Here is a 26,326-nt window from a genome sequence, read left to right on the forward strand (position 1 = left end):
TTTGCGGCCGAGACGCCGGAAAAGCGGACGACAGAGCCTATCCGGCGATCCGGTGTTCACCGGAGCATGTTCGAGAGAAAGGAAGAGGACAGATGACGGTTCATTTTATCGGCGCGGGGCCGGGGGCCGCGGATCTCATCACCGTGCGCGGCCGCCGGCTGATCGAGACTTCTCCCGTCTGCCTCTATGCCGGTTCGATCGTCTCGCCGGACCTGCTTGCCTATTGCCCGGACGGGGCGCGGATCGTCGACACCGCGCCGATGTCGCTCGACGAGATCGAGGCGGAATATCTGCGGGCGGCGGAGGCCGGCGAGGATGTGGCGCGGCTCCACTCCGGCGACCTCTCGGTCTGGAGCGCGGTCGCCGAACAGATCCGTAGGCTGAAGGCGCGCGGCATCGCCTATACGATGACGCCGGGCGTTCCCTCCTTCGCGGCGGCAGCGGCGGCGCTGGAGCGGGAACTGACGTTGCCGGGCCTCGCCCAGAGCCTGGTTCTCACCCGCGTGTCCGGCAGGGCATCGCCGATGCCAGAAGGCGAGACGCTCTCCGGCTTCGGCGCGACCGGCGCGACGCTCGCGATCCATCTGGCGATCCACGCCCTGCCGCGCATCGTCGCCGAGCTTCTTCCCCTCTACGGCGCCGACTGCCCGGTCGCGATCGTCGTCAAGGCCTCCTGGCCGGACGAGCGGGTGCTGAAGGGCACGCTCGCCGACATCGAGGCGCAGGTCGCCGCCGCGCCGATCGAGCGCACCGCGCTGATCTTCGTCGGCCCCGGCCTTGCGGCGGAGGATTTCCGGGAAAGCGCGCTCTACGACGCCGCCTACCAGCGGCGCTTTCGCGGTCGCGACTGATGGATCAGCGCGGATCGATCGGTTCGGCCGCCGTCGGGGCGTCCGGTGGGCCGTGGCGGACGACCTTGGCGGGAACGTCGTCGCGGCGCTCGCTGCGGTCGCGGTAAAGGGCCGCCGCCGCCAGCATCACCATGGCGACGGGCGTCGTCAGCGCGACGAACACCACGATCAGGATCTCGTGCACGATCCAGCGCCCTTCGAGCATCAGGAAGGTGAGGGCCGAAGCGGCACAGATCATCGCCGTCCCGCCGATCGCGGCGAGGCCCGGCGTGTGCAGGCGCCGGTAGAAGGTCTCGAAGCGCACGAGGCCCGCCGCGCCGATCAGCGTCAGCGCCGCGCCGCCGAGGAGCAGCAGGCAGACGGGGATCGCCGCCCAGGCCGGAAGATCGGTGATCTGGCTCATTCGATCACCTCGCCGCGCATCAGGAATTTCGAGAAGGCGACGGTGGCGACGAAGCCGAGCAGGGCGATGATCAGCGCTGTCTCGAAATAGATCGAATTGGAGGTGCGGATGCCGAAGACGACGAGCATCAGCATGGCGGCGAGGTAGAAGGTGTCGAGGCCGAGGATGCGGTCCTGGGCCCGGGGCCCGCGCAGCATGCGGTAGAAGGCGCAGGCCATGGCAAGGCCGAGCATGACCTGGGCGGCGAGGATCGACCAGAGGATCACGAGCGTCATCATTGGAAAATCTCCCGCAGCGGGCCTTCGTAGCGTTGATGGATCATGTCCTCGATGTGGCGGGACGTCTCGAGGTCGAGCGCATGCATCAGCAGCGTGCCGTCGCGCGGGTCGTATTCGAGCCAGGCCGTGCCCGGCGTCAGCGTCAGGATCAGCGACAGGCAGGCGAGCGCGTTCTCGTCCTCGATCCGCAGCCTGATCGTCAGGAAGCCATCGGCGGGGACGCGGCCGCGCCCGGTGAAGATCACCTTGGTGACGTTGACATGCGAGACGAGGACGTCGACGAACACCCGTCCGGCCAGCGTGAAGACGGCGGCGATGCGGCCGAAGGCGACCGTGCGCGGCTCGAGATTGACCATGACCCAGGCGAAGACGGTGCCGAGCGTCGCGCCGAGCGCGATGTGGCCCGGCGACAGCGACCGGTTGAGCAGCAGCCACATCATCATCAGGCAGAGGGAGAGGATCGGATGGGGAAACCAGTAGCGCATCGTCAGCCCCCTTCCGTGCCGGCGGCCGGCGGGAGCACCGCGCGGATATAGGCGGAGGGATCGACGAGGCTCGCGGCGGTCGCCTCCATGTAGCCGATCGCCAGCCCGGCCTTGATGCTGAGCAGGACGGTCGCGCCGATCAGGACGAGGATCGGCGTGATCTCGATCAGCCGGACGCGCGGGATCGTGCCCTCGATCGAGGCCCAGAAGGTGCGGATGCCGATCCGGTTCATGGCGATCATGGCGGCGAGGCCGGAGAGGATCAGCATGGCGGCATAGGCGAGCGCGCCCGGCGGATAGGAGGCGAGGTCGGTCGCCCGCGCGCCGGAAAAGAGCCCGTGCAGCAGCGCGAACTTGGCGAGGAAGCCGGGCAGCGGCGGCAGGCCGGAAAGCAGCATGCCGCAGGCGATGAAGCAGAGGCCGAGCACCGCCATCGTGCCGGGAACCAGGGTTCCCACCTCCTCCTCCGGCTCGTCCTCGTCGAAGTCACCATAGGCCTCCATCGTCACGGCGAGAACGTCGGCACCGGCATCGCGGCCGCGCTCGACGAGTTCGATCAGCAGGAAGAAGGCCGAGACGGTGATTGTCGAGACGACGGTGTAGAACAGGATGCCGCCGAGCATGGAGGCCTGGCCGAGGCCGATCGCGGCGAGCAGCGTGCCCGAGGACACGAGCACGCAATAGCCGGCGAGCCGGCCGATCGCCTGCGAGGCGAGCACGCCGATGGCGCCGAAGGCGATGGTGAGCATGCCGCCGTAATAGAGGAGGTCGCGGCCGAAGCCGGTCGATTCGCCGGCGTCCGCGCCGAAGACCAGCAGCGACAGGCGCAGGATGACGTAGATCCCGACCTTGGTCAAAAGCGCGAAGATCGCCGCCGAGGGCGGAGTGGCCGCCGCATAGGCGGGCGGCAGCCAGAAGCCGAGCGGCCACATGCCGGCCTTGACCAGGAAGGCCGTGCCGAGCACGGCCGCGCCGGCCTCCATCAGCATCCGGTCGCGATCCGAGAGGCCCGCGATCTTGCTGGCGAGGTCGGCCATGTTCAGCGTTCCCGTCGCCCCGTAGATCAGGCTTACGCCGATCAGGAAGAGGAAGGACGCGGCGAGGTTGATCGCGACATAATGGAGCCCGGCCTTGACGCGCACCGGCCCCGAGCCGTGCAGCAGCAGGCCGTAGGAGGCCGCCAGCATCATCTCGAAGAAGACGAAGAGGTTGAAGAGGTCGCCGGTGAGGAAGGCGCCGTTGACGCCGGCGAGGAGGAGCTGGAACAGCGAGTGGAAATGATAGCCGGCCGTGTGCCAGCGGGCGATGGCGAAGACCTGGGCGGCAAGCCCGAGCAGGCTCGCCAGCGCCAGCATCATGGCGGAGAAATGGTCGAGGACCAGCACGATGCCGAAGGGCGCCGGCCAGTTGCCGACGGTCGTGGCGACGGCGCCGTCGGCTGAGGCGACGGCGATGAGGAACAGCGACACGAAGAAGACGATCGCCGTCGCGGTGAAGCCTATGACGCCCTTGACGTTGCGGTTGCGCTCGTCGAACGGGATCATCGCCGCGCCGGCGACGAGCGGCAGCAGCACCGGGACGATGACGAGGTTCTGGATCCAGCCCTGCACCTATTCCCTCCCGTCGACATGGTCGGTGCCGGTGAACCCGCGCGAGGCGAGCAGCACGACGAGGAAGAGGGCGGTCATGGCGAAGCCGATGACGATGGCGGTCAACACCAGCGCCTGCGGCACGGGGTCGGTGTAGAGCCAGGGATAGACGGTGCCGTCCTTGTCGAGCACCGGCGGCGCGTTGACCCTGAGGCCGCCCATGCCGAAGATGAACAGGTTGACGGCATAGGAGAGCAGGCCGAGGCCGATGACGAGCTGGTAGGTGCGCGGACGCAGAAGCAGCCAGACGCCGGACGCGGTCAGGACGCCGATCGCGATCGAGAGGATGAGTTCCATCAGCCGATCTCCCTTTCGGCGGCCCGGGCCGCGCGGGCCTGGGCGCGCGGCGTGCGCACGGACTGGTGGGCGAGCGCGATCAGGATGAGGACGGTCGCCCCGAGCACGAGGGCGAAGACGCCGAGATCGAAGATCAGCGCGCTCGCGACCGGAATCTTGCCGAAGACGGGCAGTTCCGCATAGCGGAAATAGCTCGTCAGGAAGGGGCGCGAGAACAGCCAGGAGCCGAGCCCGGTGGCGATCGCCATCACAAGGCCGATCGACATCCAGCGCAGCGGATGGATGCGCAGCCGCTCCTCCACCCAGCGCGTGCCGCCGGCCATGTATTGCAGGATGAAGCCGATCGACATGGCGATGCCGGCGGCGAAGCCTCCGCCCGGCTGGTCGTGGCCGCGCAGGAAGAGGAAGGTGGCGAGCATGGCGATGACCGGGAACATCCAGCGCATGATGATCGAGGGCAGGCGGAGATATTCGGCGATGCTGTCGCCCTTGCTGCGGTCGGGATGGCGGTCGTCGAAGGCGTTCTGCACCTGCTGCTGCTCCGGAAGCTGCAGGCTGTCCTCCGCCGGGCGGAAGCGGCGCAGGAGCGCGAAGACGGTCAGCGCCACGATGCAGAGAACCGCGATCTCGCCGAGCGTGTCGAAGCCGCGGAAGTCGACGAGGATGACGTTCACCGTATTGGTGCCGCCGCCCTTGCTGTAGGCGTTTTCCAGGAAGAAGCGCGAGATCGTCTCGAGCCGCGCGCCGCTCATCACCGTGTAGGAGACGAGCATGGTGGCGATGCCGGCGGCGACGGCGAGCGCGAAGTCGCGCAGGCGCCTGAGCCTGATCGGAAGCGTCATCCTTTCCCGCTCCTCGCCGGCCTCGATGCGCTTCGGCAGCCAGCGCAGGCCGAGCAGGATCAGCACGGTGGTGACGATCTCGACGAGGAGCTGGGTGACGGCGAGGTCGGGCGCCGACAGCCAGACGAAGGTCAGGCAGGTGCAGAGCCCGGCGCCGCCGAGCAGCACAAGGGCGACCAGCCGGTGGAACTTCGCCTGGTAGGCGGCGCCGGCGGCGCAGAGGATGCCAACCGTCCAGAGGAGCGCGAAGGCGGGATCGATCGTCCCAAGCCGAAGCGGCGCCGGTTGGAAGCCGGCGATCAGCAGCGGTGCCGCGCCCGCGAAGAGGGCGACGGCGAAGAGGAGCCGCATCTGCGGCTGCAGGCGGCGGGTCGAGGCATGCTTCTCGATCGAGCGTGCCCATTTCCACGACAGCGTGACGAGGACGCGCTCGAAGATGCGCTGTCCTTCCAGCTTGCGGAAGATCGGCGGGCCCTCGACGCTGTTGGCGAGATAGGGCTTCAGGAAGAGGTAGAGGACGATCCCGCCGACGAGGGCGACGATGCTCATGATCAGCGGCAGGTTCCAGCCGTGCCAGACGGCGAGGCTGTAGTCGGGCGTGGCGAGCCCGAGGACGGCGACGACGGCGGCATGCAGGAAGGGGCCGACCGTCAGGCCCGGCACGATGCCGACGACGAGGCAGGCGAAGACCAGGAAGGCGACCGGCGCCAGCATGAAGGGCGGCGGCTCGTGCGGCGCTTTCGGCAGGTCGGTCGCGGGCCGGCCGAAGAAGACGCTGTGGATGAAGCGCAGCGAATAGGTGACGGCGAAGAGGCCCGCCAGCGTCGCGACGTAAGGGGTCACGCTGTCGAGGATGTTCAGCTGGTGCGTCTCGATCGCCTCGGCGAAGAACATCTCCTTCGACAGGAAGCCGTTCAGCAGCGGCACGCCGGCCATGGCCGCGCTCGCGACCATGGCGAGCGTCGCGGTGAAGGGCATGGCGCGGTAGAGGCCGCCCAGCCGGCGCATGTCGCGCGTTCCCGTCTCGTGGTCGATGATGCCGGCCGCCATGAACAGCGAGGCCTTGAAGGTGGCGTGGTTCATCGTGTGGAAGATCGCCGCCACCGCGGCGAGCGGGCTGCCGAGCGACAGGAGCGCCATGATCAGGCCGAGATGGCTGATGGTCGAATAGGCGAGCAGGCCTTTGAGGTCCTGCTGGAAGATGGCGAAATAGGCGCCGAGCGCCAGCGTCGAGAGACCGGCGAGCCCGAGCATCCAGAACCAGGCTTCCGTTCCCGACATCACCGGCCAGAGGCGGATCATCAGGAAGATGCCGGCCTTCACCATGGTCGCCGAATGCAGGTAGGCGGAGACGGGCGTCGGCGCCGCCATGGCGTGCGGCAGCCAGAAATGGAAGGGGAACTGCGCGCTCTTCGTCAGCGCGCCGAGCAGGATCAGCACGAGGGCCGGCACGTAGAGCGCATGCGAACGAATGATGCTGCCGGAGGCGAGCACCGTGTCGAGATCGTAGCTGCCGACGATGTGGCCGAGCAAGATGAAGCCGAGGAACATCGACAGGCCGCCGGTCGCCGTCACCGTCAGCGACATGCGCGCGCCGTCGCGGGCCGCCGCGTTCTGGTGCCAGTAGCCGATCAGCAGGAAGGAGACGATGCTGGTCAGTTCCCAGAAGACGGCAAGCAGGATGAGGTTGCCCGCCATTACCAGGCCGAGCATCGCGCCCATGAAGGAGAGGAACAGCGAGAAGAAGCGCGGCACCGGATCGGCGGCCGACATGTAGTAGCGCGCATAGATGACGACCAGCAGGCCAATCGCCGTTATCAGCACCGCGAACATCCAGGATAGGCCGTCGAGGCGCAGCGACAGGTCGAGCCCGAGCGAGGGCATCCATGCGAAGCTCTGCCGCAGGACACCGCCCTCGGTGACGAAGGGATAGAGCGCCAGCGTCGTCATGAGCGCGACGAGCGCGATGCCGCCTGAAAACCAGGCCGAGGTCGTGCCTCTTTTCGACGGCAGCAGGATGACCGCGACGCTGCCGGCGAAGGGCAGCATCAGGAGGAGAATCAGCAGGGCGCCGGGCGTCTCTATCGTTCCGTTCCTTAAGGCTCGCACTGTGGTTTTGCGGCATGGGGATGCGGGCCGAAGGGCCGCCGCCGCGTTATCGCTTGAGAGCCCCGGGCGAAGGTCTGATGCCGGTGCCGGGAGCGATGTAGGTTTTATGGCGTCTTTTGCCAGTCCTGCCAACCCTTTGGCGGCAAGAAAAACGGCCGGGCGGCGCGGCTGCGACAGGTGGTCGCCCGTCTCGGCGCCGTGGCCTTCGCATCCGCATGGCATGTCCGGGCCGGAGCGCTATATTGACCGCCATGAAACCCGACGACCTGCTCTATCCGACCCCGCGCGGCCTCTTCTGCGAGAGGGGCGGCTTCTATGTCGACCCCGTGCAGCCGGTCGAGCGGGCGCTGATCACCCATGGCCATGCCGACCATGCGCGCGCCGGCCACGGCCACGTGCTGGCAACGCGGCGCACGCTCGACATCATGCGCATCCGCTACGGCGAGGATTTCTGCGGCAGCGCCCAGCCGGCGGCCTTCGGGGAAACGTTTCGCCTGAACGGTGTCACCGTCGCCTTCCATCCGGCCGGCCACGTGCTCGGCTCGGCGCAGATCTCGGTGGAGGCGGAGGGGACGCGCATCGTCGTCTCCGGCGACTACAAGCGCCGCCCGGATCCGACGGCGGAGGCGTTCGAGCCGGTCGCCTGCAACGTCTTCATCACCGAGGCGACCTTCGGGCTGCCGGTGTTCCACCATCCGCCGGACGGGGCGGAGATACTCAAGCTCATCGGCTCGCTCCGCCAGTTTCCCGAACGGGCCCACCTCGTCGGCGCCTATGCGCTCGGCAAGGCCCAGCGGGTGATCTCGCTCCTGCGCCGCAACGGATACGACGCGCCGATCCACATCCACGGCGCGCTGACGCGGCTCTGCGACTATTACCGCGCGGAGGGGATCGATCTCGGCGACCTGCGCCCGGCGACGCTTGCCGACGGCGGGAAGCATGCCTTCGCCGGCGCGGTGGTCGTCGCGCCGCCCTCGGCCTTCGCCGACCGCTGGGCCCGCCGCTTCGCCGAGCCGCTCCCGGTCTTCGCCTCGGGCTGGATGATGGTGCGCCAGCGCGCCCGCCAGCGCGGCGTCGAGCTGCCGCTGGTCATCTCCGACCATTGCGACTGGGCCGAACTGACCGAGACGATCGAAGACATCGCGCCGAACGAGGTCTGGGTCACCCATGGGCGGGAAGAGGCGCTGGTGCGCTGGTGCACGCTGAAGGGGATTGCCGCGCGGCCGCTGCATCTCGTCGGCTACGACGACGAGGGCGAATGATGAAGGCCTTCTCCGACCTGCTCGACCGCCTGGTGCTGACGCCGCAGCGCAACGCGAAGATCCGGCTCCTGACCGACTATTTCGCCGCGACGCCCGATCCGGATCGCGGCTATGCGCTGGCGGCGATCGCCGGGACGCTGTCGATCCCGGCCGTCAAGCCGGCGCTCCTCAAGGATCTCGTGCTGGAGCGCATGGACGGCGAGCTGTTCCGCTATTCCTACGACTATGTCGGCGACCTTGCCGAGACGATTGCGCTCGTCTGGGAGCCGCCGGCGGGCGCCGCGCCGCCTCCCGAGGCGCCGCACCTTGGCGAGACCGTCCGCCTGCTGCAGGCGGCGGGGCGCAGCGAGGTCCGCGGCCTGATGATCCGCCTGCTCGACACGCTCGACGCCTCCGGACGCTACGCGCTGCTGAAGCTCGTCACCGGCGCGCTGCGCATCGGCGTCTCGGCGCGGCTCGCCAAGCAGGCGCTGGCCGAGTTCGGGCAACGCGATGTCGCCGAGATCGAGACGCTCTGGCACGGCATCGACCCGCCCTACCAGCCGCTCTTCCTCTGGCTGGAGGGCACGGCGCCGAGGCCGGACACCGGCCGCGCCGCCGTCTTCCATGCCGTGATGCTGGCGACCCCGGTCGCCGACGGCGATCTCGACGGGCTCGATCCGGCAAACTATGCCGCCGAATGGAAATGGGATGGCATCCGCGTCCAGCTCGCCAGCACCGGCGGCGTGCGCAAGCTCTTCTCGCGCAGCGGCGACGACATTTCCGCCGCCTTCCCTGACATCCTCGAAGCCGCCGACTTCGACGGCGTCATCGACGGCGAACTGCTCGTCGGCGGCACGGCGCGCACCAACCGCGCCACCCGCAGCTTTTCCGACCTGCAGCAGCGGCTGAACCGCAAGGCGGTCGGCCGCAAGATGCTCGACGACTATCCCGCCTTCATCCGCGCCTACGACCTGCTGCTCGAAGGCGGCGAGGACAGGCGCGCGGCCGGCTTCGACACACGGCGCGAGCGGCTCGCGCGTCTCGTCGAGGCGATGTCGCCCGCCCATTTCGATCTGTCGCCGCTCGTGCCCTTCTCGACCTGGGAGCAGCTCGACCTCCTTCGCCGCGATCCGCCGAACCCGGTGATCGAGGGCATCATGCTGAAGCGACGCGACGCGCCCTATACGCCCGGCCGCGCCAAGGGGCCGTGGTTCAAGTGGAAGCGCAATCCGTTCAATGCGGATGCCGTGCTGATGTATGCCCAGCGCGGCCATGGCAAGCGTTCGAGCTACTATTCCGACTTCACCTTCGGCGTCTGGGCGACGGTCGAGGGGCGCGACATGCTGGTGCCGGTGGGCAAGGCCTATTTCGGCTTCACCGACCAGGAACTCGACGTGCTCGACCGTTTCGTCCGCAACAACACGACGGAGCGTTTCGGACCGGTGCGGGCGATCCGCGCCGGGCCCGATGTCGGCTTCGTTGTCGAGGTCGCCTTCGACGGGATCAACCGCTCGTCGCGGCACAAGTCCGGCGTCGCCATGCGCTTTCCCCGCATCTCGCGGCTGAGGCAGGACAAGCTGCCGCGCGAGGCCGACCGGCTGGAGACGCTGGTGGCGATGATCCCGGCGAGCGGCGACGATCCGGGCGAGGCGTGAGCGGTGCCGCTCAGGCGCGGTGCGACGGCGCCAGCGTGCGGGCGATCAGGGCGAGGACGGCGTCCGCGTCGATCCCCGTGCAGACGGACTGGCTCGGTCGCCCGTCCCAGTCGCTCGGGCCGAAGCGGCGGCCGTCCGGCTTCTGCACGGTCATGCCGTCGGCGATGCCGCCGCAGACGACGCGGACCGCGCCGCTGCGCGTCGAAAAAAGCTCCGGCGCCACGACATAGGCGCAGGCGCAGCTGTCGTGCACGACCATGCCGTCGTCGACGATCCCCTCGTAGAAGCCGATGTAGAAGGCGGAGATGTCGGCGAGCAGCCGCGCCCTCGCGCCGCCGGCCTCGGCGATCGTGGCCAGCGCCGCCCGCGTCATCACCGTCCGCATCGTCACGTCGAGGCCGACGGCGACCACCGGCCAGGGCGCGGTGAAGACCGCGTCGGCCGCTTCCGGATCGCCGTGGATGTTCGCCTCGGCGGCCGGCGTCACATTGCCCGGAACGTCGAATGCCCCGCCCATGATGACGACCTGGCGCACGAGGCCGGCGATCCCGGGGTCCTCCTTGAGCGCCAGCGCCAGATTGGTCATGCGGCCGACGGCGACGAGCGTCACCGCGCCCGGATCGGCGCGCACGGCGTCGATGATGAAGCGGTGGGCGGGACGCGGGTCGAGGGGAAGGTCGATCGTGCCCGGCACGCCGATATTGCCGAGCCCGTCGTCGCCGTGAATGAAGGTCGGCCAGTCCGCCTGCGGCCGCGCCGGATCGAGCGTTTCGGCAAGCCCGCGCGCGACGGGTGCGGCGATCTGCCATTCGCGCTTGAGGAACAGGGCGTTGCGCGTCGTCGTCTCGATCGCGGCATTGCCGAAGACGGTGGTGATGCCGATGAGGTCGATGTCGGGATGATGGTGGAGGAAGAGGAGCGCCATGGCGTCGTCGACGCCGGGGTCCGTGTCGAAAATGACCTTGTGCATGGATGGTCCTACTGGAAACGCTCGATGCTGAACGGGTTCTCCTGCGGACTGCCGTCGCCGGTCAGCAGGTCGGCGACGCGTCGTCCGGTGACGGCCGAGAGCGTGACGCCGAGATGGCCGTGGCCGAAGGCGAGCGCGATGCGCCGGTCCTGCGGCACGAGGCCGATCACCGGCACGGAATCCGGCGTCGACGGCCGGCAGCCCATCCATTCGACGCCACCCTCCTCGGGAAGCGCCGGCACGTAGCGGCGCATCTTCGCCCGCATCGCTGCCGCGCGCGCATAATTCGCCGGCGCCTCGGGCGCGGCCATCTCGACCGCGCCGCCGATCCTGAGCCCGATGTCGAGCGGCGAGGCGCAGAAGCCGTGCTCGGAGAAGAAGACGGGCATGGGCAGGGACACGGGCGCGCTCGCCCAGGTCGTGTTGTAGCCGCGCTCGGTTTCGAGCAGCACCTTGAGGCCGAGCGCCTTCACCAGTATGCGCGACCAGACGCCGGCGGAGATCAGCACCTTGTCGAACATGCGCTCGACCCCGCTTTCGTCGCGGATGACCACGCCGTCCTGCTGCGGGCGGACCGCGATCACCTTCGCCGCATGGAGCGCGCCGCGGGCGCGGATATACGCGCGCAGGCCCTCGAGCAGGGCCGGCGGATCGGGAAACATGCCGTAGCCGGTGCAGAAGACGGCGCCGGCGAAGCGGCCCTCGAGCGCCGGCGCGCGGTCGCGGGTGGCGCGGGCGTCGAGCCGTTCCACCTGGTGGCCGAGGATGCGGGCGTTCTCGGCCTCGGCGGAAAAGGCGCGATCGAGCCGGGCGGTGCTGTCGAAGACGTGCAGCGCGCCGGTCTCGCGCACATGCAGCGGCAGGCCGGTCATTTCCGAGAGCCGGCGATGTTCCGCGCGCGCCTCGCGCATCAGCAGTGTCAGCGCCCGCTTCGATTCCTCCGCGCGCGAGGGGCGGGAGGCGGCGAGGAAGGCGAGCAGCCAGGGGGCGAGGCGGGTCGCATCCTGCCAGCGCACCGTCAGGGGACCGAGCGGATCGAGGAGCCATTTCGGCGCCGCCAGCACCATCTCCGGCCGGGCGAGCGGATCGATCTCCGGCACCGCGAGCACGCCGGCATTGCCGACCGAGGCGTGGCGGCGGTCGGGGTCGCGCTCGAACAAAGTGACGCTGTGGCCGCGGTCGATCAGGTTGACCGCCGATGCCGTTCCGATGATGCCTGCGCCGACGATGCCGACCGATGCCATGGTTTGATCCTTCGTCCTTTCGCCCTGACTACATCAGCGGCTGCACGAAAGCCACAGCGGCCCATGCGAAAGAACGGCCCTGTTTCCTGGGGAACAGCCGTGCCGGGGAGAAGCGGGCATTCTTCTCCTCAAGAGACGGGAACGGCCCGCCTCGTAAACCCTCAGGGAGATTTCGCCATGCGCACCTTCGCCATCGCCACCATGATCGCCGTCGTCGGCGCCACGTCCTTCTCCATCCCCTCCTATGCCGCCACGGCCTCGCGCGGTGAAAGTTCGAACGGCGGCAACGGCCGGTCCGGCGCCTCGCGCGGCGAGTATTTCGACGGGGTGACCCATTACCGCAAGCGCCCGTGGAAGAAGGTCGTGTCCGGCGCCTATTGCGTCAACGGCCGCGTGCCGCGCTACGACGACTACGGCAACCTCTATTACGAGCGGATCCGCCACTGCGACGACCGCGTCGACATCGAGGTCCGCTGATCCCCGTCGCCGGTTGAAGATCGGACGCCCGGAGCCTTGCTCCGGGCGTCTTCATGCTGCCTCGATGCGGTTGGCGCGGCGGGCGATCAGGGTGGAGCGGAGGAAGGCCGCGACGAAGAGCCCGCTCATGATCAGGACGATCGTCGGCGCCGGGGCGCTGTCGAGGAAGAAGCTCAGATAGATGCCGGCAATGCTGCTGAAGAGGGCTGCCGCGACCGCGACCGCCATCATCGGCCCGAAGCGGCGCGTGACGAGGAAGGCGATGCTGCCGGGCGCGATCAGGAGCGCGACCGACAGGATGATGCCGACCGCCTTCAGCGCGCCGACGATCGTCAGCGACAGCACGACGAGCAGGCCGTAGTGCAGGAGGTTGACGGGCAGGCCGATGGCGCTCGCATGCTGGCGGTCGAAAGCGTGCAGCAACAGGTCCTTGTGCCGGCCGTAGGTAAAGGCGGTGGCGGCGAGCGCGATGAGGGCGGTCGTCAGCACGTCGCCCGGGGAGAGGCCGAGCATGTCGCCGAAGAGGATGTGGTCGAGATGCACGTCCGGCCGGATCCAGACGTAGAGGACGAGGCCGATGCCGAACATGCCGGAAAAGACGATGCCGAGCACCGTGTCCTCCTTGATGCGGCTGTTGGCGCGGATGAAGCCGGCGGAGAGCGCGCAGAAGAGGCCGGCGGCGAACGCGCCGAGCGACAGCGGCAGGCCTGCCATGTAGGCGGCGACGATGCCCGGCAGCACGGCATGGGAGACGGCGTCGCCCATCAGCGACCAGCCCTTCAGCACGAGGAAGCACGAGATCAGCGCCATCGGCAGGGCGATCACCAGCGTCGTGGCGAAGGCATATTGCATGAACGGAAGCTGGAAAGGCAGCAGCGCCCCTTCGAGGATCCCGCTCATCGCGCCGTCTCCGGTTCTTCGAGCGCGGCGCGGGCGCGGCGGCGGGCGGCGAGCATGCCGTGCTTCGGGGCAAGCACGAAGGCTGTCAGGAAGATCAGCGTCTGAGCCACGACGATGACGCCGCCGGTGGCGCCGTCGAGGAAATAACTCGCATAGGCGCCGAGAACGCTGGTGCCCGCGCCGATCGCGAAGGCGAGCACGATCAGCCGCTGGAAGCGGTCGGTCAGGAGATAGGCGGTGGCGCCCGGCGTGACGACCATGGCGATGACGAGGAAGGCGCCGGCCGTCTGCATCGCCGCGACCGTCGAGGCGCTGAGCAGGGCGAAGAACAGCACCTTCAGCGCCAGCGGGTTGAGGCCGATCGAGCGGGCATGGCTCTCGTCGAAGAAGGTGACCATCAGGTCCTTCCACTTGAGGAACAGGATGGCGAGACTGACGCCGCCGATCAGCACGAGCTGCAGCGTGTCGCCGGGGGTGATGGCGAGGATGTTGCCCATGACGATCGTCTGGATGTTCACCGAGGTCGGCGACAGCGACACCATGAACAGGCCGAGGCCGAAGAAGGAGGTGAAGATCATGCCGATGATCGCGTCCTCGCGCAGCTTGGTGCGGCGGTTGAGGAAGATCATCGCCGCGGCCGCGAGCCCGCCGGAGAGGAAGGCGCCGGCGGCAAAGGGCAGGCCGAGCATGTAGGCGCCGGCGACGCCGGGCACGATCGCATGGGAGAGCGCGTCGCCGATCAGCGACCAGCCCTTCAGCATCAGATAGGCGGAGAGGAAGCCGCAGACGCCGCCGATCAGGCCGCTGACCCAGATGGCGTTGATCATGTAGTCGTACTGAAACGGCTCCAGCAGGCTAGTCATGCCGCGCGGTCTCCGCCTTCGGTGCCGTCGTGTCGCCGGTGCCGTAGATGACGAAGGGTTTTTCGTCGTCGCTGAGCACGGTGAGGCGACGCGGGTCGGCGTCGTCGTGCAGGTCCTGGCCGGCGAGGATGAAGTGCCGGAGTGCGCCGCCGAAGGCCTTTTTCAGGTTTTCCTCGGTGAAGACGTCCGTGGTCGGTCCGGAGGCGAGCACGGTGCGGTTGACGAAGACGGTGCGGTCGCAGAATTCCGGGACGCTGCCGAGATTGTGGGTCGAGACCAGCATCACCCGGCCTTCGTCGCGCAGCGCCTTCAAAAGGTCGATGATCTGTTCCTCGGTGGTGACGTCGACGCCGGTGAAGGGTTCGTCGAGCAGGATCACCTGGCCTTCCTGCGCCAGCGCCCGGGCGAGGAAGACGCGCTTCTTCTGCCCGCCCGAGAGTTCGCCGATCTGGCGCTTGCGGTAGTCGGCCATGCGGACGCGGTCGAGCGCCATGTCGACCATCTCGCGGTCGCGGGCGGACGGCATGCGCAGCCAGTTCATGTGGCCGTAGCGGCCCATCATCACCACATCCTCGACGAGGACCGGGAAATTCCAGTCGACGTCCTCGGCCTGCGGCACATAGGCGACCAGATTGCGCTTCAGCGCATCCTTCACCGGCAGGCCATGAATGGCGACGGAACCGGCGGCGAGCGGCACGAAGCCCATGATCGCCTTGAACAGCGTCGACTTGCCGGAGCCGTTGACGCCGACCAGCGCCGTGATCGTGCCGCGCGGGATGGAGAAGCTCGCATGGCGCAGCGCCGTGTGGCCGTTGCGGTAGGTGACGGTGACGTCCTTGGCCTCGATGCCGGCGCGGCCGGGGGCTCTGCCCATCCTCATTGCGACAGGCCTTTCACGATCGTGTCCGTGGTGACCTTCATCATGTCGAGATAGGTCGGCACCGGCCCGTCCGCCTCGCTCAGCGAATCGACGTAGAGGATGCCGCCATAGGCGGCGCCGGTCTCCTCGGCGACCTGCATGGCCGGATTGGGCGAGACGGTGCTTTCGGAGAAGATGACGTGGATGGCGTGTTCGCGCATCGCGTCGATCACCGCCTTCACCTGCTTCGGCGTGCCCTGGCTGTCGGCATTGATCGGCCAGAGATAGAGTTCCTTCAGGCCGAAGTCGCGGGCGAGATAGCTGAAGGCGCCCTCGCTGGTGACGAGCCAGCGCTTCCCCTCCGGCAGGCGGCCGATCTGCGCGCCGACCTCCGCGGCCAGCGCCCGGATCTTCTCGCCATAGGCCTTCGCGTTGGCGTCATAGACGGCGGCATTGTCCGGATCGATGCCCGCGAGCGCCTTGCGGATGTTCTCGACGTAGATCAGCGCATTCTCGGGCGACATCCAGGCGTGCGGATTGGGCTTGCCCTCGTAGGGGCCTTCGGAAATGCCCATCGGCTCGATCCCGTCGCTGACGACGACGTTCGGCACATTGCCGAGATTCTGCAGGAAGCGCTGGAACCAGGCTTCGAGGTTGAGCCCGTTCCAGAGCACGAGGTCGGCGTCCGAGGTCTTCAGGATGTCGCGCGGCGTCGGCTGGTAGTTGTGGATCTCCGCCCCCGGCTTGGTGATCGACTCCACCTCCGCCGCCTCGCCGGCGACGTTGCGGGCGATGTCGGCGATGACGGTGAAGGTGGTGACCACCTTCGGCTTCTCCGCCAGCGCGGGCGTCGAAAGCAGGAGGGCCCCCGCCAGGGCGGAGACGCATGCGAGGATGCGATGTCGAAAGGGCATGGTCGCCTCATGCGAATTGCGAATGAGTTGCATTCGAATATAAGCCGATCTTGGGCGCTGTCAACGCTATTGCAAATCATTCGCAACAATTCGCCGTATGCTTAATCCTTTGGAAACGCGGCGGCGCTAGGATTCCAGCGTCAGGTTTTCCGGCCTGCCGGCGCGCCGTCTCGAAGGGGTCGCCGGCGGCCGTTCCCCCTGCCGCCGGGAGGCATCGCTGCCTGGCGGGCCTCGTAGTGTATGGAGTGGTGGCGATGACGGCGGAGCGGCGCGGATGAAGCTCGGTCTGAAGGGGCTGAGGCCCTCGCGGAAGATGACGTTGATTCTCGCCGGCGCGCTCGTCGTCGCCGGATCCTCCGGCGCGGCCGCGCTCTACGTGATGGGCGGAGACGAAGGCGGGCCGGCCCTGATGGCCCGGCGCAGTTCTCCTTCCGGCGTCGAATGCACCCTGATCCGCACGCTGAAGATCAGCCGCAACCAGCAGCGCTGGATCCGCCGCTATGTCCGCGCCGACAGCGCCGACGGCCGCGAGCGGGCGCTGACGGCGCTTCGCGTCGCCGGCGTGCTCGCCGCGCAGGAGAAGGCGGATCTCTACCAGGTGGTCGTCGTCGACGCGAAGGGGCCGGAGACGCGCGCCGACATCCGCGGCGCGGCGATCGGCGCGGAGGTGCTGTTTGCCCCCGATCCGCAGAAGTTTCCCGGTTTCGACGGCCCGTTCAAGGCCGAGTACCGGACCGGCCGCGCCAATGTCGCGGGCCTCTTCCAGGGCGAGAAGGTGTCGCTGGCGACGGACGATATCCGCGCGGCGATGACCGCGATGACCGACCGCTCCGACTGCCGCGACCCGGTCGCGGAGGCGCAGGCGGCAGCCGCCGCGGAGAAGGCGGCCGCGGGCGGCGGACATGGCGGATCGGCGGCGGCGAAGCACGGCGACGAGACCAGCGTCGAGGCCGGCCAGACCGATGCCCCGGCCGAGGAACACGCGCCGGCGGGCGAGCATGCCCCCGAGGGCGACGGTGTTCCTGTCGCCGATGGCGCGGGCGCGGCGCATGGGGAGGCGGCACAGGCGGACGGCCACGGCGACGCGCCGGCCGCGGACGGCGGTGGCGCCGACACGGCGAAGGCCGGCGGCCACGGCGACGCGGCGGCGGAGGCCGAAGGCGGCATGTTCTCCTCGATCACCGCGCTCGTCTTCGGCAAGCCGGAGGCGGCGAGCGACCATGGCGGAGCGGGTGGCGGCGAAGCGGCGCCCCGGGGATGGCTCGACCGGGCGAAGGCGATGGTTCTCGGCGATCCCGCCGGCGACGGCGAAGCGGCGGCGGCCGGCAGCGGGAAGGGCCTGATCGACACGGCGCTTTCCTTCGTCCTCGGCGATCCGGAGGCCGGTCCGCCTCCCGTGACGGAAGAAGCAAAGATGCCGCCCGCCGGCGATCACGGCGGAGCACCTTCCGGGGACGCCGCCGCCCATGGCGCGGAGCCCGCCCCGGCGGCGGAGGCGCACGGCACCGACGAGAAGGCGAAAACGGCAGCGACGCACTGACGCCGTCCGGCCGCACTGATGCACGGCAGGACGCGCCGTCTCCCGGACGGCGCGTTCCCGGATGTCTGCTCAGTCGGCCTTGTTGCGCCGTGCCGGGAACAGGATGACGTCGCGGATCGACGGCGCGTTGGTGAGCAGCATGATCAGCCGGTCGACGCCGATGCCCAATCCGCCTGCCGGCGGCATGCCCTGGTCGATGGCGTCGAGGAATTCGTCGTCGAGCTGCTTGTCCTTCTCGCCGCGGGCATGGGCCTGTTCGAGCTGCTCGACCATGCGGGCGCGCTGTTCTTCCGGGTCGTTCAGTTCCGAGAAGGCGTTGCCGAGTTCCCAGGTGTTGCAATAGGTCTCGAACCGCTCGACGAGGCGCGGCTCGCCCGGCACTTCCTTGGCAAACGGCGAGATGTCCTTCGGGAAATGCGTCACGTGGCTCGGCTGGATCAGCGTGCCCTCGACCTTCTCCTCGAAGAGGAAGGCGAGGCATTCGCCCCAGGTCCAGTCCTTCTCCACCTCGAAGCCTGCGGCTTTCGCGGCCGCGCGGGCCTCCTCATCGGTCTTGATGGACAGGAAGTCGATGCCGGTCGCCTCCTTCACCGCGTCCGGCATCGGCACGCGTTTGAACGGACCCTTGAACGAAATTTCCTTGTCGCCATAGGCGAACTCGGTCGACCCGTGGATCTTGACCGCCAGCTCGGCGAACAGCCGCTCGACTAGGTCCATGATGTCCTCGTAATCGGCATAGGCCCAGTAGCACTCCATCATGGTGAACTCGGGATTGTGCCTTGTGGAGACGCCTTCGTTGCGGAAATTGCGGTTGATCTCGAACACCTTGTCGGTCAGCCCGGAGACCAGCGTGCGCTTCAGGAACAGTTCCGGCGCGATGCGCAGATACATGTCGAGCTTCAGCGTGTTGTGGTGCGTCTTGAACGGTTCCGCCGTCGCGCCGCCATAGACGGAATGCAGCATCGGCGTCTCGACTTCCATGAAGCCGTCGTTCTCCATGAAGCGGCGGATGCCGGAAACGATTTTCGACCGGCTCTGAAAGCGGAATTTCGAATCCTCGTTGGTCATGATGTCGAGGTGGCGCTTGCGGTAGCGCTGCTCGATGTCGGCAAGCCCGTGCCACTTCTCCGGCATCGGCAGCAGCGCCTTGGTCAGCATGGTGATCTCTTGCGCGTTGATCGAGAGTTCGCCGCGCTTGGTGCGACGCACCACGCCGGTGACGCCGATGATGTCGCCGATGTCGATCATCGGCAGCAGCGCGCGCGCCTCCTCCGGCGTCGTATCCTTGTGGGAAAAGATCTGGATCTTGCCCGAGGCGTCATGGATGTCCATGAACATGCCGGAATTGCGCGAGGAATAGACACGACCCGCCACCGTGACGACATCCTCGGTGACGACGTCCGCTTCGAGTTCGGCATATTTCGCGGCGAGATCGGCATTGGTGATCGTGCGGTGGAAATGCGCCGGATAGACGTCGCCGATCTTCTCGCGCAGCAGCTTCAGTTTCTGCGCACGGACTTCCGTGACGTCGGAGGAGAGGGCGGTTTCGGTCTTGATGTCGGTCATGTGCGTTTGCCTTTTCGGGCGTATCTTGTTCCGAGGTTGTGCGGCCGTATTGCGAAGCAGTTCAGTTACTCAAGCGAGCGATCTCATTTGCCGCCTCTGCCAACTCCATTTTCCAGTTCTGGAGTTCTTCGCTGGTCGCTGGTTTTGGCAAGGCGTCCGCTTCATAGGCATCGATTACTGCTTTGGCAGTTTTCCAACGTGCTGCGGCTGCTTCGCGAAGCAGTGTTAAAATCGCGGCCTCATCGTAGTCCTCAGGCATGGTCACTCGCCAGTTTTTTACTTGCCGCTACCGGCCATCGCGGCCACCACCTGCGCCGCCATCTTCAGCCGCTGGCGCACGACCGAGCGGCCGAGCACGGCCATCGAATCGAACAGCGGCAGCGAGCGCGACGAACCCGAGACGGCGATGAAGAGCGGCGCGACGACCACCTTCAGCTTCTTGCCCAGCCGGTCGGCGGAGGCGCGCAGTTCGGCTTCGATCGAGGCGACGTTCCATTCGAGGATCTTTTCCAGCCCCGGCTGCACATCGTCGAAGATCGCCTTCAATTCCTCGGGCGAGGATTTGACCTTGGCGAAGGCGTCCGGTGTCAGGCCGAGATCAGATTTCAGCAGAAAGCCAGCCAGATCCGGCAGCTCGCCGAACTTGGTGATGCGCGACTGCGACAGTTTCAGGCCCTGCTTCAGCCGGTCGTTCTCCATCGCCCAGGCGAGCGTGCGGGCGAAGAATTCCTCTTCCGACAGGCCCTCGCGGATCCAGCGGCCGTTCAGCCAGTCGAGCTTCTGGATGTCGAAGATGGCGCCGGCCTTGGACAGGTTGTCCGGATCGAATTTTTCCGCGAGCTGGTCCATCGTCAGCATCTCCTCGCCCTCGGCGATCTGGATGAAGAACAGGCCGAGGAAGTTCATCAGCGCTTCCGGCAGATAGCCGAGCGCCGAATAATAGGAGATCGAGGTCGGGTTTTTGCGCTTCGACAGCTTCGACTTGTCGGCATTCCTCATCAGCGACAGGTGCATGAACACCGGCTGCTGCCAGTCGAAATAGCGATAGAGCAGGATGTGTTTTGGCACCGAGGCCAGCCATTCCTCGCCGCGCGCCACATGGGTGATGCCCATCAGGTGGTCGTCGATGACGTTCGCCATATGATAGGTCGGCATGCCGTCGGCCTTGATCAGAACCTGCATGTCGACGCTATCCCACGGGATCGACACGTCGCCATAGACGCCGTCGGTGAAATCGCACGAGCCCTCGGTCGGGATCTTCATGCGCACGACCGAGGCCTCGCCGGACGCGACGCGCGCGGTGACCTCCTCGGCAGCGAGCGTCAGGCAGAGCCCGTCATATTTCGGCGGCTTGCCGGCGGCGCGCTGGGCCTCGCGCATCTCTTCGAGCCGCGCCGGCGTGCAGAAACAGCGAAACGCATGGCCCTTGTCGAGCAGTTCCTCGGCATAGGGCTGGTACATCGCCTTGCGGTCGCTCTGGCGGTAGGGGCCGCAAGGGCCGCCGACATCGGGGCCTTCCGCCCAGGTCAGGCCGCACCATTTCAGGGCGTCGAGCACCTTCTCCTCGAATTCCGGCGTCGAGCGGGTGGCGTCGGTGTCCTCGATGCGCAGGATGAAGGTGCCGCCATGCTTTTTCGCGAAGAGATAGTTGAACAGCGCGATATAGGCGGTGCCGACATGCGGCTCGCCGGTGGGGGAGGGCGCGATGCGGACGCGGACGCCGGAAGGGTTCATGATGATCGGTCCTGAAAGGCTTCGGCGACGGGTCCGTCAAGGGCCTCCAGCGCCATGTTCACGGGCGGACATGCCGACATCCGCGGCCGCGGAAACGGCGCCCGGCCGGCATTCCGGTCGCGCGGGTGAAGACCATATTCAGCCCTGTGCGTCAAGGAAAACCGGAAAACCCCGGCCGGGAGGAGCGGCCGGGGTTTTGCACGGGGAGGATGGGGCGAGGGCAATCAGCGGCAGATCTTGATCGTCTTGAAATAGAGGTTGCCCCAGCGGTCCCAGCGCTTGACCTTCTTGAAGCGGCAGACCGGCTCGTAGCCATAGTCGTCGTAGACATAGGTGTGGCCGCCATAGGAGGGGGCATGGTGGCCCCAGCCGTAGCCGTGGCCGTAGCCGCCGGCCTGCGAGGGTGCGGCGAAGGACAGGGCGGCGATGGCGGCGAGGGTGGCGGAAAGGATGAGCTTGCGCATGGTGATGTCTCCCGGTTCTGGTTCGGATGAGCCCGTCTCATCCAGTGACGCCACCATCGCATCGATCCCGCCCGGCCGCTGTTCCCGGCGGAACAGGGATGTCCGTCGAAAGGCCGGGACGCGGAGATGACGGACGCGCGGCGGCGAGGGCGCGCATTTTCCGCCAAATCCGCATCGGAGTTGACCTGCGGACAATCAGTTAAAACAGAGACAGGACATGTCCGCAGCATGGCGGCAGGCAGGACGATGACGATGGCGGGCGTTGCCGGGGGGGACGATCCGGCCGCCGGGCCCGGCACGGACCATCGGCTATGGCAGCTTCGCTGTTCCTTCGGAACGCATCGCGCGCGCCGGAGTCCGACGCGCCGACGATCTTCGCGGCCTTCCTCGTCAGCGTCCGCGTCCGTCAGTCCCGACAGAAAAGGCCCGGCCGCCTTTGCGGGCGACCGGGCCTTTCGTTTCGATGGTGACCGTCGGTCGAACGGATCAGTGGCCGCCGCCGGCCCGCTTGCGCCGCCGCGAATTGCGCTGGAGCATGTTGAGCAGTTCCACCAGCGCCGAGAAGGCCATGGCGGCATAGACATAGCCTTTCGGCACATGGAAGCCGGCGCCCTCGGCGATCAGCGTCGTGCCGATCATCAGGAGGAAGCCGAGCGCCAGCATGACGATCGTCGGGTTCTTCTCGATGAAGCGGGCGAGGGGGCCGGCGGCGAGCAGCATCACGGTGACAGCGACGACGACGGCGACGACCATGATCGGCAGGTGCGGCGTCATGCCGACGGCGGTGATGATGCTGTCGACCGAGAAGACGAGGTCGAGCAGCAGGATCTGGCCGATGACGGCGCCGAAGGTGGCGGTGCTCGCCGTGCCGACGATGTCCTCCTTGTGGTCTTCCGGATCGACATTGTGGTGGATCTCCTTCGTCGCCTTCCAGACGAGGAACAGGCCGCCGGCGATCAGGATCATGTCCTTCCAGGAATAGCCGTGGCCGAAGGCCTCGAAGACCGGCTCGGTCAGCTGCACGATCCAGGCGACGGTGCCGAGGAGGCCGAGGCGCATGACGAGCGCGAGGCCGATGCCGATGCGCCGGGCGCGCTCGCGGCTCTCGGGGGGAAGCTTGTTGGTGAGGATCGAGATGAAGATCAGGTTGTCGATGCCGAGCACCACTTCCATGACGATCAGCGTGATCAGCGCGACCCAGGCGGCGGGATCCTGGGTCAGTATGAGAATGTCCTGCATCGGCGGGCGGGTCCTTGTCCGTCGTTGTCCGTCGTTCGGGCTAAAGTTCGAGTGCCTTATTTAAGCCCGAATACGAGAGCGGCAAGCGCGCGCCGGCGCTTTATCTCGCGGAGCCCTCGCGTCCGGGCCGGTGCGCCGCCATGAAGACGCGCACGGCGGAGGTGACGATCCGGTCGACCTCCTCTTCCGCCGGCGGCGCTTCCATCACCCCGAACAACCGGTGCTTGTAGGTGCCGGCCGTCGACAGCGCCATGAACTGCTGGGCGGCGAGCGCGGTGTCGTCGATCGTCAGCCGTCCGGCCTCGCGCTGCCGTTCGAGATAGGTCTTCAGCACGGTGAAGCCGTTCTCGGGGCCGGTGGAAAAGAAGCGGAGCGCCAGGTTCGGCATGCGGTCCATGACGCCGAGCACGGTGCGCATGGCGCGGATGGTGTAGTCGGAGGTGACGCCGGTGACGAAGGCCATGCCGAAATCGTGCAGCGCCTCCTCGACCGGCTCGCGCACGTCGAGCGCCAGCTTGACGCTCGCGACGATGCGCGCCCTTTCCGCCTCGATCAGCGCGGCGAAGAGCTCTTCCTTGTTTTCGAAATAGACATAGATGGTACCCTTGGAGACGCCCGCCTCCCGGGTGATGTCGTTCATGCTGGCGGCGTCGAAGCCCTTCTGCATGAAGACGCGCTTCGCCCCGTCCAGGATCTGCTCGCGCTTGGCGGGATCCTCGCCGGCGGCCCGGCGGCCGGGCGCGAAAGCCCCCTCGCTCGCAGTGAGGCACGGGACGGTGTCGGGGATGGCGGCGGTCACGGCGCGAGGTCTCCTCTCAATTTCGAACCAATCGGTTCGATTTCCCCTTGATATGGAGGAGGGAACGCTCTATGTCAAATCGAACCGAACGGTTTAGTTCGATTTCAGCCTCCCAATCCGGTGTCCGCCCATGTCCGTCTCCAAGAAGCCTGCTCCCCTTCACATCCGCCCCGTCGACGCCGCCGCGATCGAGGCGCCGGCCGCCGATGCGCCCGCCGCGCGCGATACGCAGGCCGAGGCCGCCGCCGCGCCGGCCGCCGTCACGGTCGAGCCGCCGAAGAAGAAGCGCCGCAACCTCGTCCTCCCCGTGATCCTGCTCGCGCTCGTCGCAGGCGGCGCCTGGTACGGCCACGACTGGTGGACGAACGGGCGCTTCCTCGTTTCCACCGACGACGCCTATATCGAGGGCGACATCGCCTCAATCTCGCCGAAAGTGTCCGGCTACGTCGCGAAGATCGACGTCGTCGCCAATCAGCCGGTCAAAGCGGGCGATCCGCTGATCACGCTCGACGACGGCGACTACCGCATCGCCGCCGAGCAGGCCAAGGCCCAAATCGACACGCAGGCGCTGGCGCTGAAGCGCTTCGATGCGCAGATCACCGGCGCGGAGGCGGCGCTCGAACAGGCGAAGGCCCAGCAGGAGGCGGCCGAGGCGACGCTGCGCAATGCGGCGCTGTCGCAGAAGCGCGCCAGCGAGCTGCAGGCACGCGCCGTCGGCACGGTCGCCACGCTCGACAGCGCCCAGGCCGCCCTCGACCAGGCGGAGGCGAACCTCGCCGCGGCGAAGGCGACCGTCTCGGCGGCTGATGCCAATATTAGCGTGCTGGAGGCTCAGCGCGCCGAGGCGGAAAGCACGATCCGCTCGCTGACGCTTGCCGAGGACAAGGCCGAACGCGACCTTGGCTTCACGGTGCTCAAGGCGCCCTATGACGGCGTCGTCGGCAACCTGTCGGTCCAGACCGGCGACCTCGTCTCGGCCGGTCAGCGCCTCGCCGCCCTCGTCCCGGTGACCTCGCTCTATGTCGACGCCAACTTCAAGGAAACGCAGATCCGCGATCTCGTGCCCGGCTCGAAGGTCGACATCCATGTCGACGCGCTCGACGGCGAGACGATCGAGGGCCGCGTCGCCTCGATCGCGCCGGCGTCGGGCTCGGTCTTCTCGCTGCTGCCGGCGGAAAATGCCACCGGCAACTTCACCAAGGTGATCCAGCGCGTGCCGGTGCGCATCGAGTTGCCGAGAGAGGCGCTCGAAAGCGGCCATCTGCGCGCGGGCCTTAGCGTCGTCGTCGACGTCGACACCCGCACGGCGCCGGTCAAGTAAGCCCGGCCCCGCCGGCAGGAGGTTCCGATGGCCGCTACAGCCACCGCCGGCGCGATGCCCGCCGCCGGCGCCGACGAACGCATGGATCCGAAGAGGCTGATCGCCTTCTTCGCCATGGTCTTCGGCATGTTCATGTCGATCCTCGACATCCAGATCGTCTCCGCCTCGCTTGCCGAGATCCAGGCGGGCCTCAGCGCCGGCTCGGACGAGATCGGCTGGGTGCAGACCTCCTACCTCATCGCCGAAGTCATCATGATCCCGCTGTCCGGCACGCTGGCGCGGATCGTCTCGACGCGCGTGCTGTTCTCGGTCTCGGCCGCAGGCTTCACCATCGCCTCGGCGCTGGCCGCGACCGCGACCAACATCGACCAGATGATCGTCTACCGCGCGCTGCAGGGCTTCATCGGCGGCGGCATGATCCCCTCCGTCTTCGCCGCCGCCTTCACCATCTTCCCGCCGTCGAAGCGCGCCATCGTCTCGCCGATCATCGGCCTCGTCGCCACGCTCGCCCCGACCATCGGCCCGACGGTCGGCGGGTATCTCAGCCACGCCTTCTCCTGGCACTGGCTGTTCCTCGTCAACATCATCCCCGGCATCATCGTCACCATCGTGACGTGGAACCTGATCGACTTCGACAAGCCCGAACTGGCGCTGATCCGGAAGTTCGACTGGATCGGGCTCGCCTCGATGGCCGTGTTCCTCGGCTCGCTCGAATATGTCCTCGAGGAAGGCAACGCCAAGGACTGGTTCCAGGACGGGCACATCGTCGTCGGCGGCGTCGCCGTCGTCATCGGCGCGGCCGTGTTCTTCTGGCGCGCCTTCAAGGTCGAGTTCCCGGTCGTCGACCTCAGGGCCTTCTCGAACCGCAACTTCGCGTTCGGCTCGCTGTTTTCCTTCGTCATGGGCATCGGCCTCTACGGGCTGACCTATCTCTACCCGCTCTATCTCGGGCGGATCCGCGGCTATGATTCGCTGATGATCGGCGAGACCATGTTCGTCTCGGGCCTCGCCATGTTCCTGACGGCGCCGGTCGCCGGCATCCTGTCGAACAAGCTCGATCCGCGTTTCATGATGATGATCGGCTTCGCGAGCTTTGCCGCCGGCACCTGGATCATGAGCGACATCACCACGGACTGGGACTTCTACGAGCTGCTTCTCCCGCAGATTCTCCGTGGCGTCGGGCTGATGCTGTGCATGGTGCCGATCAACAATGTCGCGCTCGGCACGCTGTCGCCAGCCCGCATCCGCGGCGCCTCCGGCCTCTTCAACCTGACGCGAAACCTCGGCGGCGCCGTCGGCCTCGCCGCGATCAACACGATCCTGACCCAGCGCCAGCAGGAGCATTACGCCCGGCTCTCCGAGCATGTGCAGTGGGGCAATCCGGAGGCGATGGACCAGCTGCGCAACATGACGTCGACCTACGATGCCCACGGGCTCGACGGCGCGACGATCGCCATCCAGAAGCTCTCCGGCATGGTGCAGCAGCAGGCGACGATCCTCTCCTTCGCCGACGTGTTCATCATCCTCACCTGCCTGTTCTCGGTCCTGATCCTCGGCGCGATGCTGATCAAGAAGCCGCAGGGCGCCGGCGGCGGAGGGGGCGGCCACTGACGCGGGAGTTCG

General features: G+C 67.5%; 25 protein-coding genes. 7 read left to right on the forward strand and 18 right to left on the reverse strand.

Going from position 1 to position 26,326, the window contains the following annotated elements; genetic code table 11:
• The first annotated feature begins 92 nt into the window (after positions 1 to 92).
• Positions 93 to 851, forward strand: a complete 759-nt coding sequence (gene cobM, locus ACEVQ6_RS03985; protein WP_374887606.1) for a precorrin-4 C(11)-methyltransferase — start codon at positions 93 to 95, stop codon at positions 849 to 851.
• A gap of 4 nt (positions 852 to 855) precedes the next feature.
• Here the strand turns inward: cobM and mnhG are convergent, their stop codons facing one another.
• From mnhG to ACEVQ6_RS04015, 6 genes are read right to left on the reverse strand one after another with little or no spacing between them, the layout of a single operon-like run.
• On the reverse strand, positions 856 to 1,254 hold the full coding sequence (gene mnhG / locus ACEVQ6_RS03990; RefSeq protein ID WP_374887607.1) for a monovalent cation/H(+) antiporter subunit G: 399 nt from the start codon (positions 1,252 to 1,254) through the stop codon (positions 856 to 858).
• On the reverse strand, positions 1,251 to 1,532 hold the full coding sequence (locus tag ACEVQ6_RS03995) for a K+/H+ antiporter subunit F (protein WP_374887608.1): 282 nt from the start codon (positions 1,530 to 1,532) through the stop codon (positions 1,251 to 1,253). Before ACEVQ6_RS03995 ends, mnhG begins: the two co-directional genes overlap by 4 nt.
• Complete coding sequence (locus ACEVQ6_RS04000; protein ID WP_374887609.1) at positions 1,529 to 2,017, reverse strand: Na+/H+ antiporter subunit E; 489 nt, start codon at positions 2,015 to 2,017, stop codon at positions 1,529 to 1,531. Before ACEVQ6_RS04000 ends, ACEVQ6_RS03995 begins: the two co-directional genes overlap by 4 nt.
• Positions 2,018 to 2,019: 2 nt before the next feature.
• On the reverse strand, positions 2,020 to 3,627 hold the full coding sequence (locus tag ACEVQ6_RS04005) for a monovalent cation/H+ antiporter subunit D (protein WP_374887610.1): 1,608 nt from the start codon (positions 3,625 to 3,627) through the stop codon (positions 2,020 to 2,022).
• Positions 3,628 to 3,963, reverse strand: coding sequence for a Na+/H+ antiporter subunit C (locus ACEVQ6_RS04010; RefSeq protein ID WP_374887611.1), 336 nt, complete (start codon positions 3,961 to 3,963; stop codon positions 3,628 to 3,630).
• Positions 3,963 to 6,890: a monovalent cation/H+ antiporter subunit A gene (locus tag ACEVQ6_RS04015; RefSeq protein WP_374887798.1), complete on the reverse strand. Its 2,928-nt coding sequence runs from the start codon at positions 6,888 to 6,890 to the stop codon at positions 3,963 to 3,965. Before ACEVQ6_RS04015 ends, ACEVQ6_RS04010 begins: the two co-directional genes overlap by 1 nt.
• Positions 6,891 to 7,165: 275 nt before the next feature.
• On the opposite strand from ACEVQ6_RS04015, the gene ACEVQ6_RS04020 reads away from it, so the two are divergent.
• A complete protein-coding gene (locus tag ACEVQ6_RS04020) occupies positions 7,166 to 8,176 on the forward strand; it encodes a ligase-associated DNA damage response exonuclease (protein ID WP_374887799.1) in 1,011 nt (336 codons plus the stop codon).
• The gene (locus tag ACEVQ6_RS04025; RefSeq protein ID WP_374887800.1) at positions 8,176 to 9,813 is read left to right on the forward strand and encodes a cisplatin damage response ATP-dependent DNA ligase; all 1,638 of its coding nucleotides are present in this window, start codon (positions 8,176 to 8,178) and stop codon (positions 9,811 to 9,813) included. The genes ACEVQ6_RS04020 and ACEVQ6_RS04025 overlap by 1 nt, the downstream gene beginning before the upstream one ends.
• A 10-nt stretch (positions 9,814 to 9,823) precedes the next feature.
• Here the strand turns inward: ACEVQ6_RS04025 and ACEVQ6_RS04030 are convergent, their stop codons facing one another.
• Entirely contained in the window at positions 9,824 to 10,783 is a 960-nt protein-coding gene (locus ACEVQ6_RS04030; RefSeq protein ID WP_374887612.1) for a nucleoside hydrolase, read from the reverse strand.
• An 8-nt stretch (positions 10,784 to 10,791) separates the two neighbouring features.
• On the reverse strand, positions 10,792 to 12,027 hold the full coding sequence (locus ACEVQ6_RS04035; RefSeq protein WP_374887613.1) for an NAD(P)/FAD-dependent oxidoreductase: 1,236 nt from the start codon (positions 12,025 to 12,027) through the stop codon (positions 10,792 to 10,794).
• 177 nt (positions 12,028 to 12,204) lie between these two features.
• On the opposite strand from ACEVQ6_RS04035, the gene ACEVQ6_RS04040 reads away from it, so the two are divergent.
• Complete coding sequence (locus ACEVQ6_RS04040; RefSeq protein ID WP_374887614.1) at positions 12,205 to 12,504, forward strand: hypothetical protein; 300 nt, start codon at positions 12,205 to 12,207, stop codon at positions 12,502 to 12,504.
• Between the two features lie 51 nt (positions 12,505 to 12,555).
• On the opposite strand, the gene ACEVQ6_RS04045 is transcribed toward ACEVQ6_RS04040, so the two are convergent.
• From ACEVQ6_RS04045 to ACEVQ6_RS04060, 4 genes are read right to left on the reverse strand one after another with little or no spacing between them, the layout of a single operon-like run.
• Positions 12,556 to 13,404 (reverse strand): metal ABC transporter permease, encoded by an 849-nt coding sequence (locus tag ACEVQ6_RS04045; protein ID WP_374887615.1) that lies wholly within the window; start codon positions 13,402 to 13,404, stop codon positions 12,556 to 12,558.
• A complete protein-coding gene (locus ACEVQ6_RS04050) occupies positions 13,401 to 14,267 on the reverse strand; it encodes a metal ABC transporter permease (protein WP_374887616.1) in 867 nt (288 codons plus the stop codon). The genes ACEVQ6_RS04045 and ACEVQ6_RS04050 overlap by 4 nt, the downstream gene beginning before the upstream one ends.
• Entirely contained in the window at positions 14,260 to 15,147 is an 888-nt protein-coding gene (locus tag ACEVQ6_RS04055; protein ID WP_374887617.1) for a manganese/iron ABC transporter ATP-binding protein, read from the reverse strand. Before ACEVQ6_RS04055 ends, ACEVQ6_RS04050 begins: the two co-directional genes overlap by 8 nt.
• On the reverse strand, positions 15,144 to 16,040 hold the full coding sequence (locus tag ACEVQ6_RS04060) for a metal ABC transporter substrate-binding protein (protein WP_374887618.1): 897 nt from the start codon (positions 16,038 to 16,040) through the stop codon (positions 15,144 to 15,146). The genes ACEVQ6_RS04055 and ACEVQ6_RS04060 overlap by 4 nt, the downstream gene beginning before the upstream one ends.
• A 274-nt stretch (positions 16,041 to 16,314) precedes the next feature.
• On the opposite strand from ACEVQ6_RS04060, the gene ACEVQ6_RS04065 reads away from it, so the two are divergent.
• Positions 16,315 to 17,580 (forward strand): hypothetical protein, encoded by a 1,266-nt coding sequence (locus ACEVQ6_RS04065; RefSeq protein ID WP_374887619.1) that lies wholly within the window; start codon positions 16,315 to 16,317, stop codon positions 17,578 to 17,580.
• Positions 17,581 to 17,649: 69 nt separating this feature from the next.
• Here the strand turns inward: ACEVQ6_RS04065 and lysS are convergent, their stop codons facing one another.
• The 6 genes from lysS to ACEVQ6_RS04095 form a co-directional block, all read right to left on the reverse strand.
• A complete protein-coding gene (gene lysS, locus ACEVQ6_RS04070; RefSeq protein ID WP_374887620.1) occupies positions 17,650 to 19,146 on the reverse strand; it encodes a lysine--tRNA ligase in 1,497 nt (498 codons plus the stop codon).
• 61 nt (positions 19,147 to 19,207) lie between these two features.
• Positions 19,208 to 19,405, reverse strand: a complete 198-nt coding sequence (locus tag ACEVQ6_RS04075; RefSeq protein WP_374887621.1) for a hypothetical protein — start codon at positions 19,403 to 19,405, stop codon at positions 19,208 to 19,210.
• Between the two features lie 17 nt (positions 19,406 to 19,422).
• On the reverse strand, positions 19,423 to 20,880 hold the full coding sequence (gltX, locus tag ACEVQ6_RS04080) for a glutamate--tRNA ligase (RefSeq protein WP_374887622.1): 1,458 nt from the start codon (positions 20,878 to 20,880) through the stop codon (positions 19,423 to 19,425).
• Positions 20,881 to 21,104: 224 nt separating this feature from the next.
• On the reverse strand, positions 21,105 to 21,344 hold the full coding sequence (locus ACEVQ6_RS04085) for a hypothetical protein (RefSeq protein ID WP_374887623.1): 240 nt from the start codon (positions 21,342 to 21,344) through the stop codon (positions 21,105 to 21,107).
• A 486-nt stretch (positions 21,345 to 21,830) separates the two neighbouring features.
• Positions 21,831 to 22,583 (reverse strand): TerC family protein, encoded by a 753-nt coding sequence (locus ACEVQ6_RS04090; RefSeq protein WP_374887624.1) that lies wholly within the window; start codon positions 22,581 to 22,583, stop codon positions 21,831 to 21,833.
• Positions 22,584 to 22,683: 100 nt separating this feature from the next.
• Positions 22,684 to 23,370, reverse strand: a complete 687-nt coding sequence (locus tag ACEVQ6_RS04095) for a TetR/AcrR family transcriptional regulator (RefSeq protein ID WP_374887801.1) — start codon at positions 23,368 to 23,370, stop codon at positions 22,684 to 22,686.
• 142 nt (positions 23,371 to 23,512) lie between these two features.
• Between ACEVQ6_RS04095 and ACEVQ6_RS04100 the strand changes: the two genes are divergently transcribed.
• Positions 23,513 to 24,703, forward strand: a complete 1,191-nt coding sequence (locus tag ACEVQ6_RS04100) for an HlyD family secretion protein (RefSeq protein ID WP_374887625.1) — start codon at positions 23,513 to 23,515, stop codon at positions 24,701 to 24,703.
• A 27-nt stretch (positions 24,704 to 24,730) separates the two neighbouring features.
• On the forward strand, positions 24,731 to 26,314 hold the full coding sequence (locus ACEVQ6_RS04105) for a DHA2 family efflux MFS transporter permease subunit (RefSeq protein WP_374887626.1): 1,584 nt from the start codon (positions 24,731 to 24,733) through the stop codon (positions 26,312 to 26,314).
• The last annotated feature ends 12 nt before the right edge of the window (positions 26,315 to 26,326 follow it).

It is taken from the genome of Ensifer soli (assembly GCF_041928815.1).
Taxonomy (GTDB): domain Bacteria; phylum Pseudomonadota; class Alphaproteobacteria; order Rhizobiales; family Rhizobiaceae; genus JBHFEI01.

Bases quoted from the DNA above. Each gene is read 5' to 3' on its own strand.
- ACEVQ6_RS04060 (WP_374887618.1), bottom strand. From the start codon at position 16,040: ATGCCCTTTCGACATCGCATCCTCGCATGCGTCTCCGCCCTGGCGGGG.
- ACEVQ6_RS03995 (WP_374887608.1), bottom strand. From the start codon at position 1,532: ATGATGACGCTCGTGATCCTCTGGTCGATCCTCGCCGCCCAGGTCATG.
- cobM (WP_374887606.1), top strand. From the start codon at position 93: ATGACGGTTCATTTTATCGGCGCGGGGCCGGGGGCCGCGGATCTCATC.
- ACEVQ6_RS04020 (WP_374887799.1), top strand. From the start codon at position 7,166: ATGAAACCCGACGACCTGCTCTATCCGACCCCGCGCGGCCTCTTCTGC.
- ACEVQ6_RS04045 (WP_374887615.1), bottom strand. From the start codon at position 13,404: ATGAGCGGGATCCTCGAAGGGGCGCTGCTGCCTTTCCAGCTTCCGTTC.
- ACEVQ6_RS04035 (WP_374887613.1), bottom strand. From the start codon at position 12,027: ATGGCATCGGTCGGCATCGTCGGCGCAGGCATCATCGGAACGGCATCG.
- ACEVQ6_RS04050 (WP_374887616.1), bottom strand. From the start codon at position 14,267: ATGACTAGCCTGCTGGAGCCGTTTCAGTACGACTACATGATCAACGCC.
- ACEVQ6_RS04105 (WP_374887626.1), top strand. From the start codon at position 24,731: ATGGCCGCTACAGCCACCGCCGGCGCGATGCCCGCCGCCGGCGCCGAC.
- ACEVQ6_RS04010 (WP_374887611.1), bottom strand. From the start codon at position 3,963: ATGGAACTCATCCTCTCGATCGCGATCGGCGTCCTGACCGCGTCCGGC.
- ACEVQ6_RS04090 (WP_374887624.1), bottom strand. From the start codon at position 22,583: ATGCAGGACATTCTCATACTGACCCAGGATCCCGCCGCCTGGGTCGCG.
- ACEVQ6_RS04030 (WP_374887612.1), bottom strand. From the start codon at position 10,783: ATGCACAAGGTCATTTTCGACACGGACCCCGGCGTCGACGACGCCATG.
- ACEVQ6_RS04055 (WP_374887617.1), bottom strand. From the start codon at position 15,147: ATGAGGATGGGCAGAGCCCCCGGCCGCGCCGGCATCGAGGCCAAGGAC.
- ACEVQ6_RS04000 (WP_374887609.1), bottom strand. From the start codon at position 2,017: ATGCGCTACTGGTTTCCCCATCCGATCCTCTCCCTCTGCCTGATGATG.
- ACEVQ6_RS04100 (WP_374887625.1), top strand. From the start codon at position 23,513: ATGTCCGTCTCCAAGAAGCCTGCTCCCCTTCACATCCGCCCCGTCGAC.
- lysS (WP_374887620.1), bottom strand. From the start codon at position 19,146: ATGACCGACATCAAGACCGAAACCGCCCTCTCCTCCGACGTCACGGAA.
- mnhG (WP_374887607.1), bottom strand. From the start codon at position 1,254: ATGAGCCAGATCACCGATCTTCCGGCCTGGGCGGCGATCCCCGTCTGC.
- ACEVQ6_RS04065 (WP_374887619.1), top strand. From the start codon at position 16,315: ATGAAGCTCGGTCTGAAGGGGCTGAGGCCCTCGCGGAAGATGACGTTG.
- ACEVQ6_RS04085 (WP_374887623.1), bottom strand. From the start codon at position 21,344: ATGCGCAAGCTCATCCTTTCCGCCACCCTCGCCGCCATCGCCGCCCTG.
- ACEVQ6_RS04075 (WP_374887621.1), bottom strand. From the start codon at position 19,405: ATGCCTGAGGACTACGATGAGGCCGCGATTTTAACACTGCTTCGCGAA.
- ACEVQ6_RS04040 (WP_374887614.1), top strand. From the start codon at position 12,205: ATGCGCACCTTCGCCATCGCCACCATGATCGCCGTCGTCGGCGCCACG.
- gltX (WP_374887622.1), bottom strand. From the start codon at position 20,880: ATGAACCCTTCCGGCGTCCGCGTCCGCATCGCGCCCTCCCCCACCGGC.
- ACEVQ6_RS04025 (WP_374887800.1), top strand. From the start codon at position 8,176: ATGAAGGCCTTCTCCGACCTGCTCGACCGCCTGGTGCTGACGCCGCAG.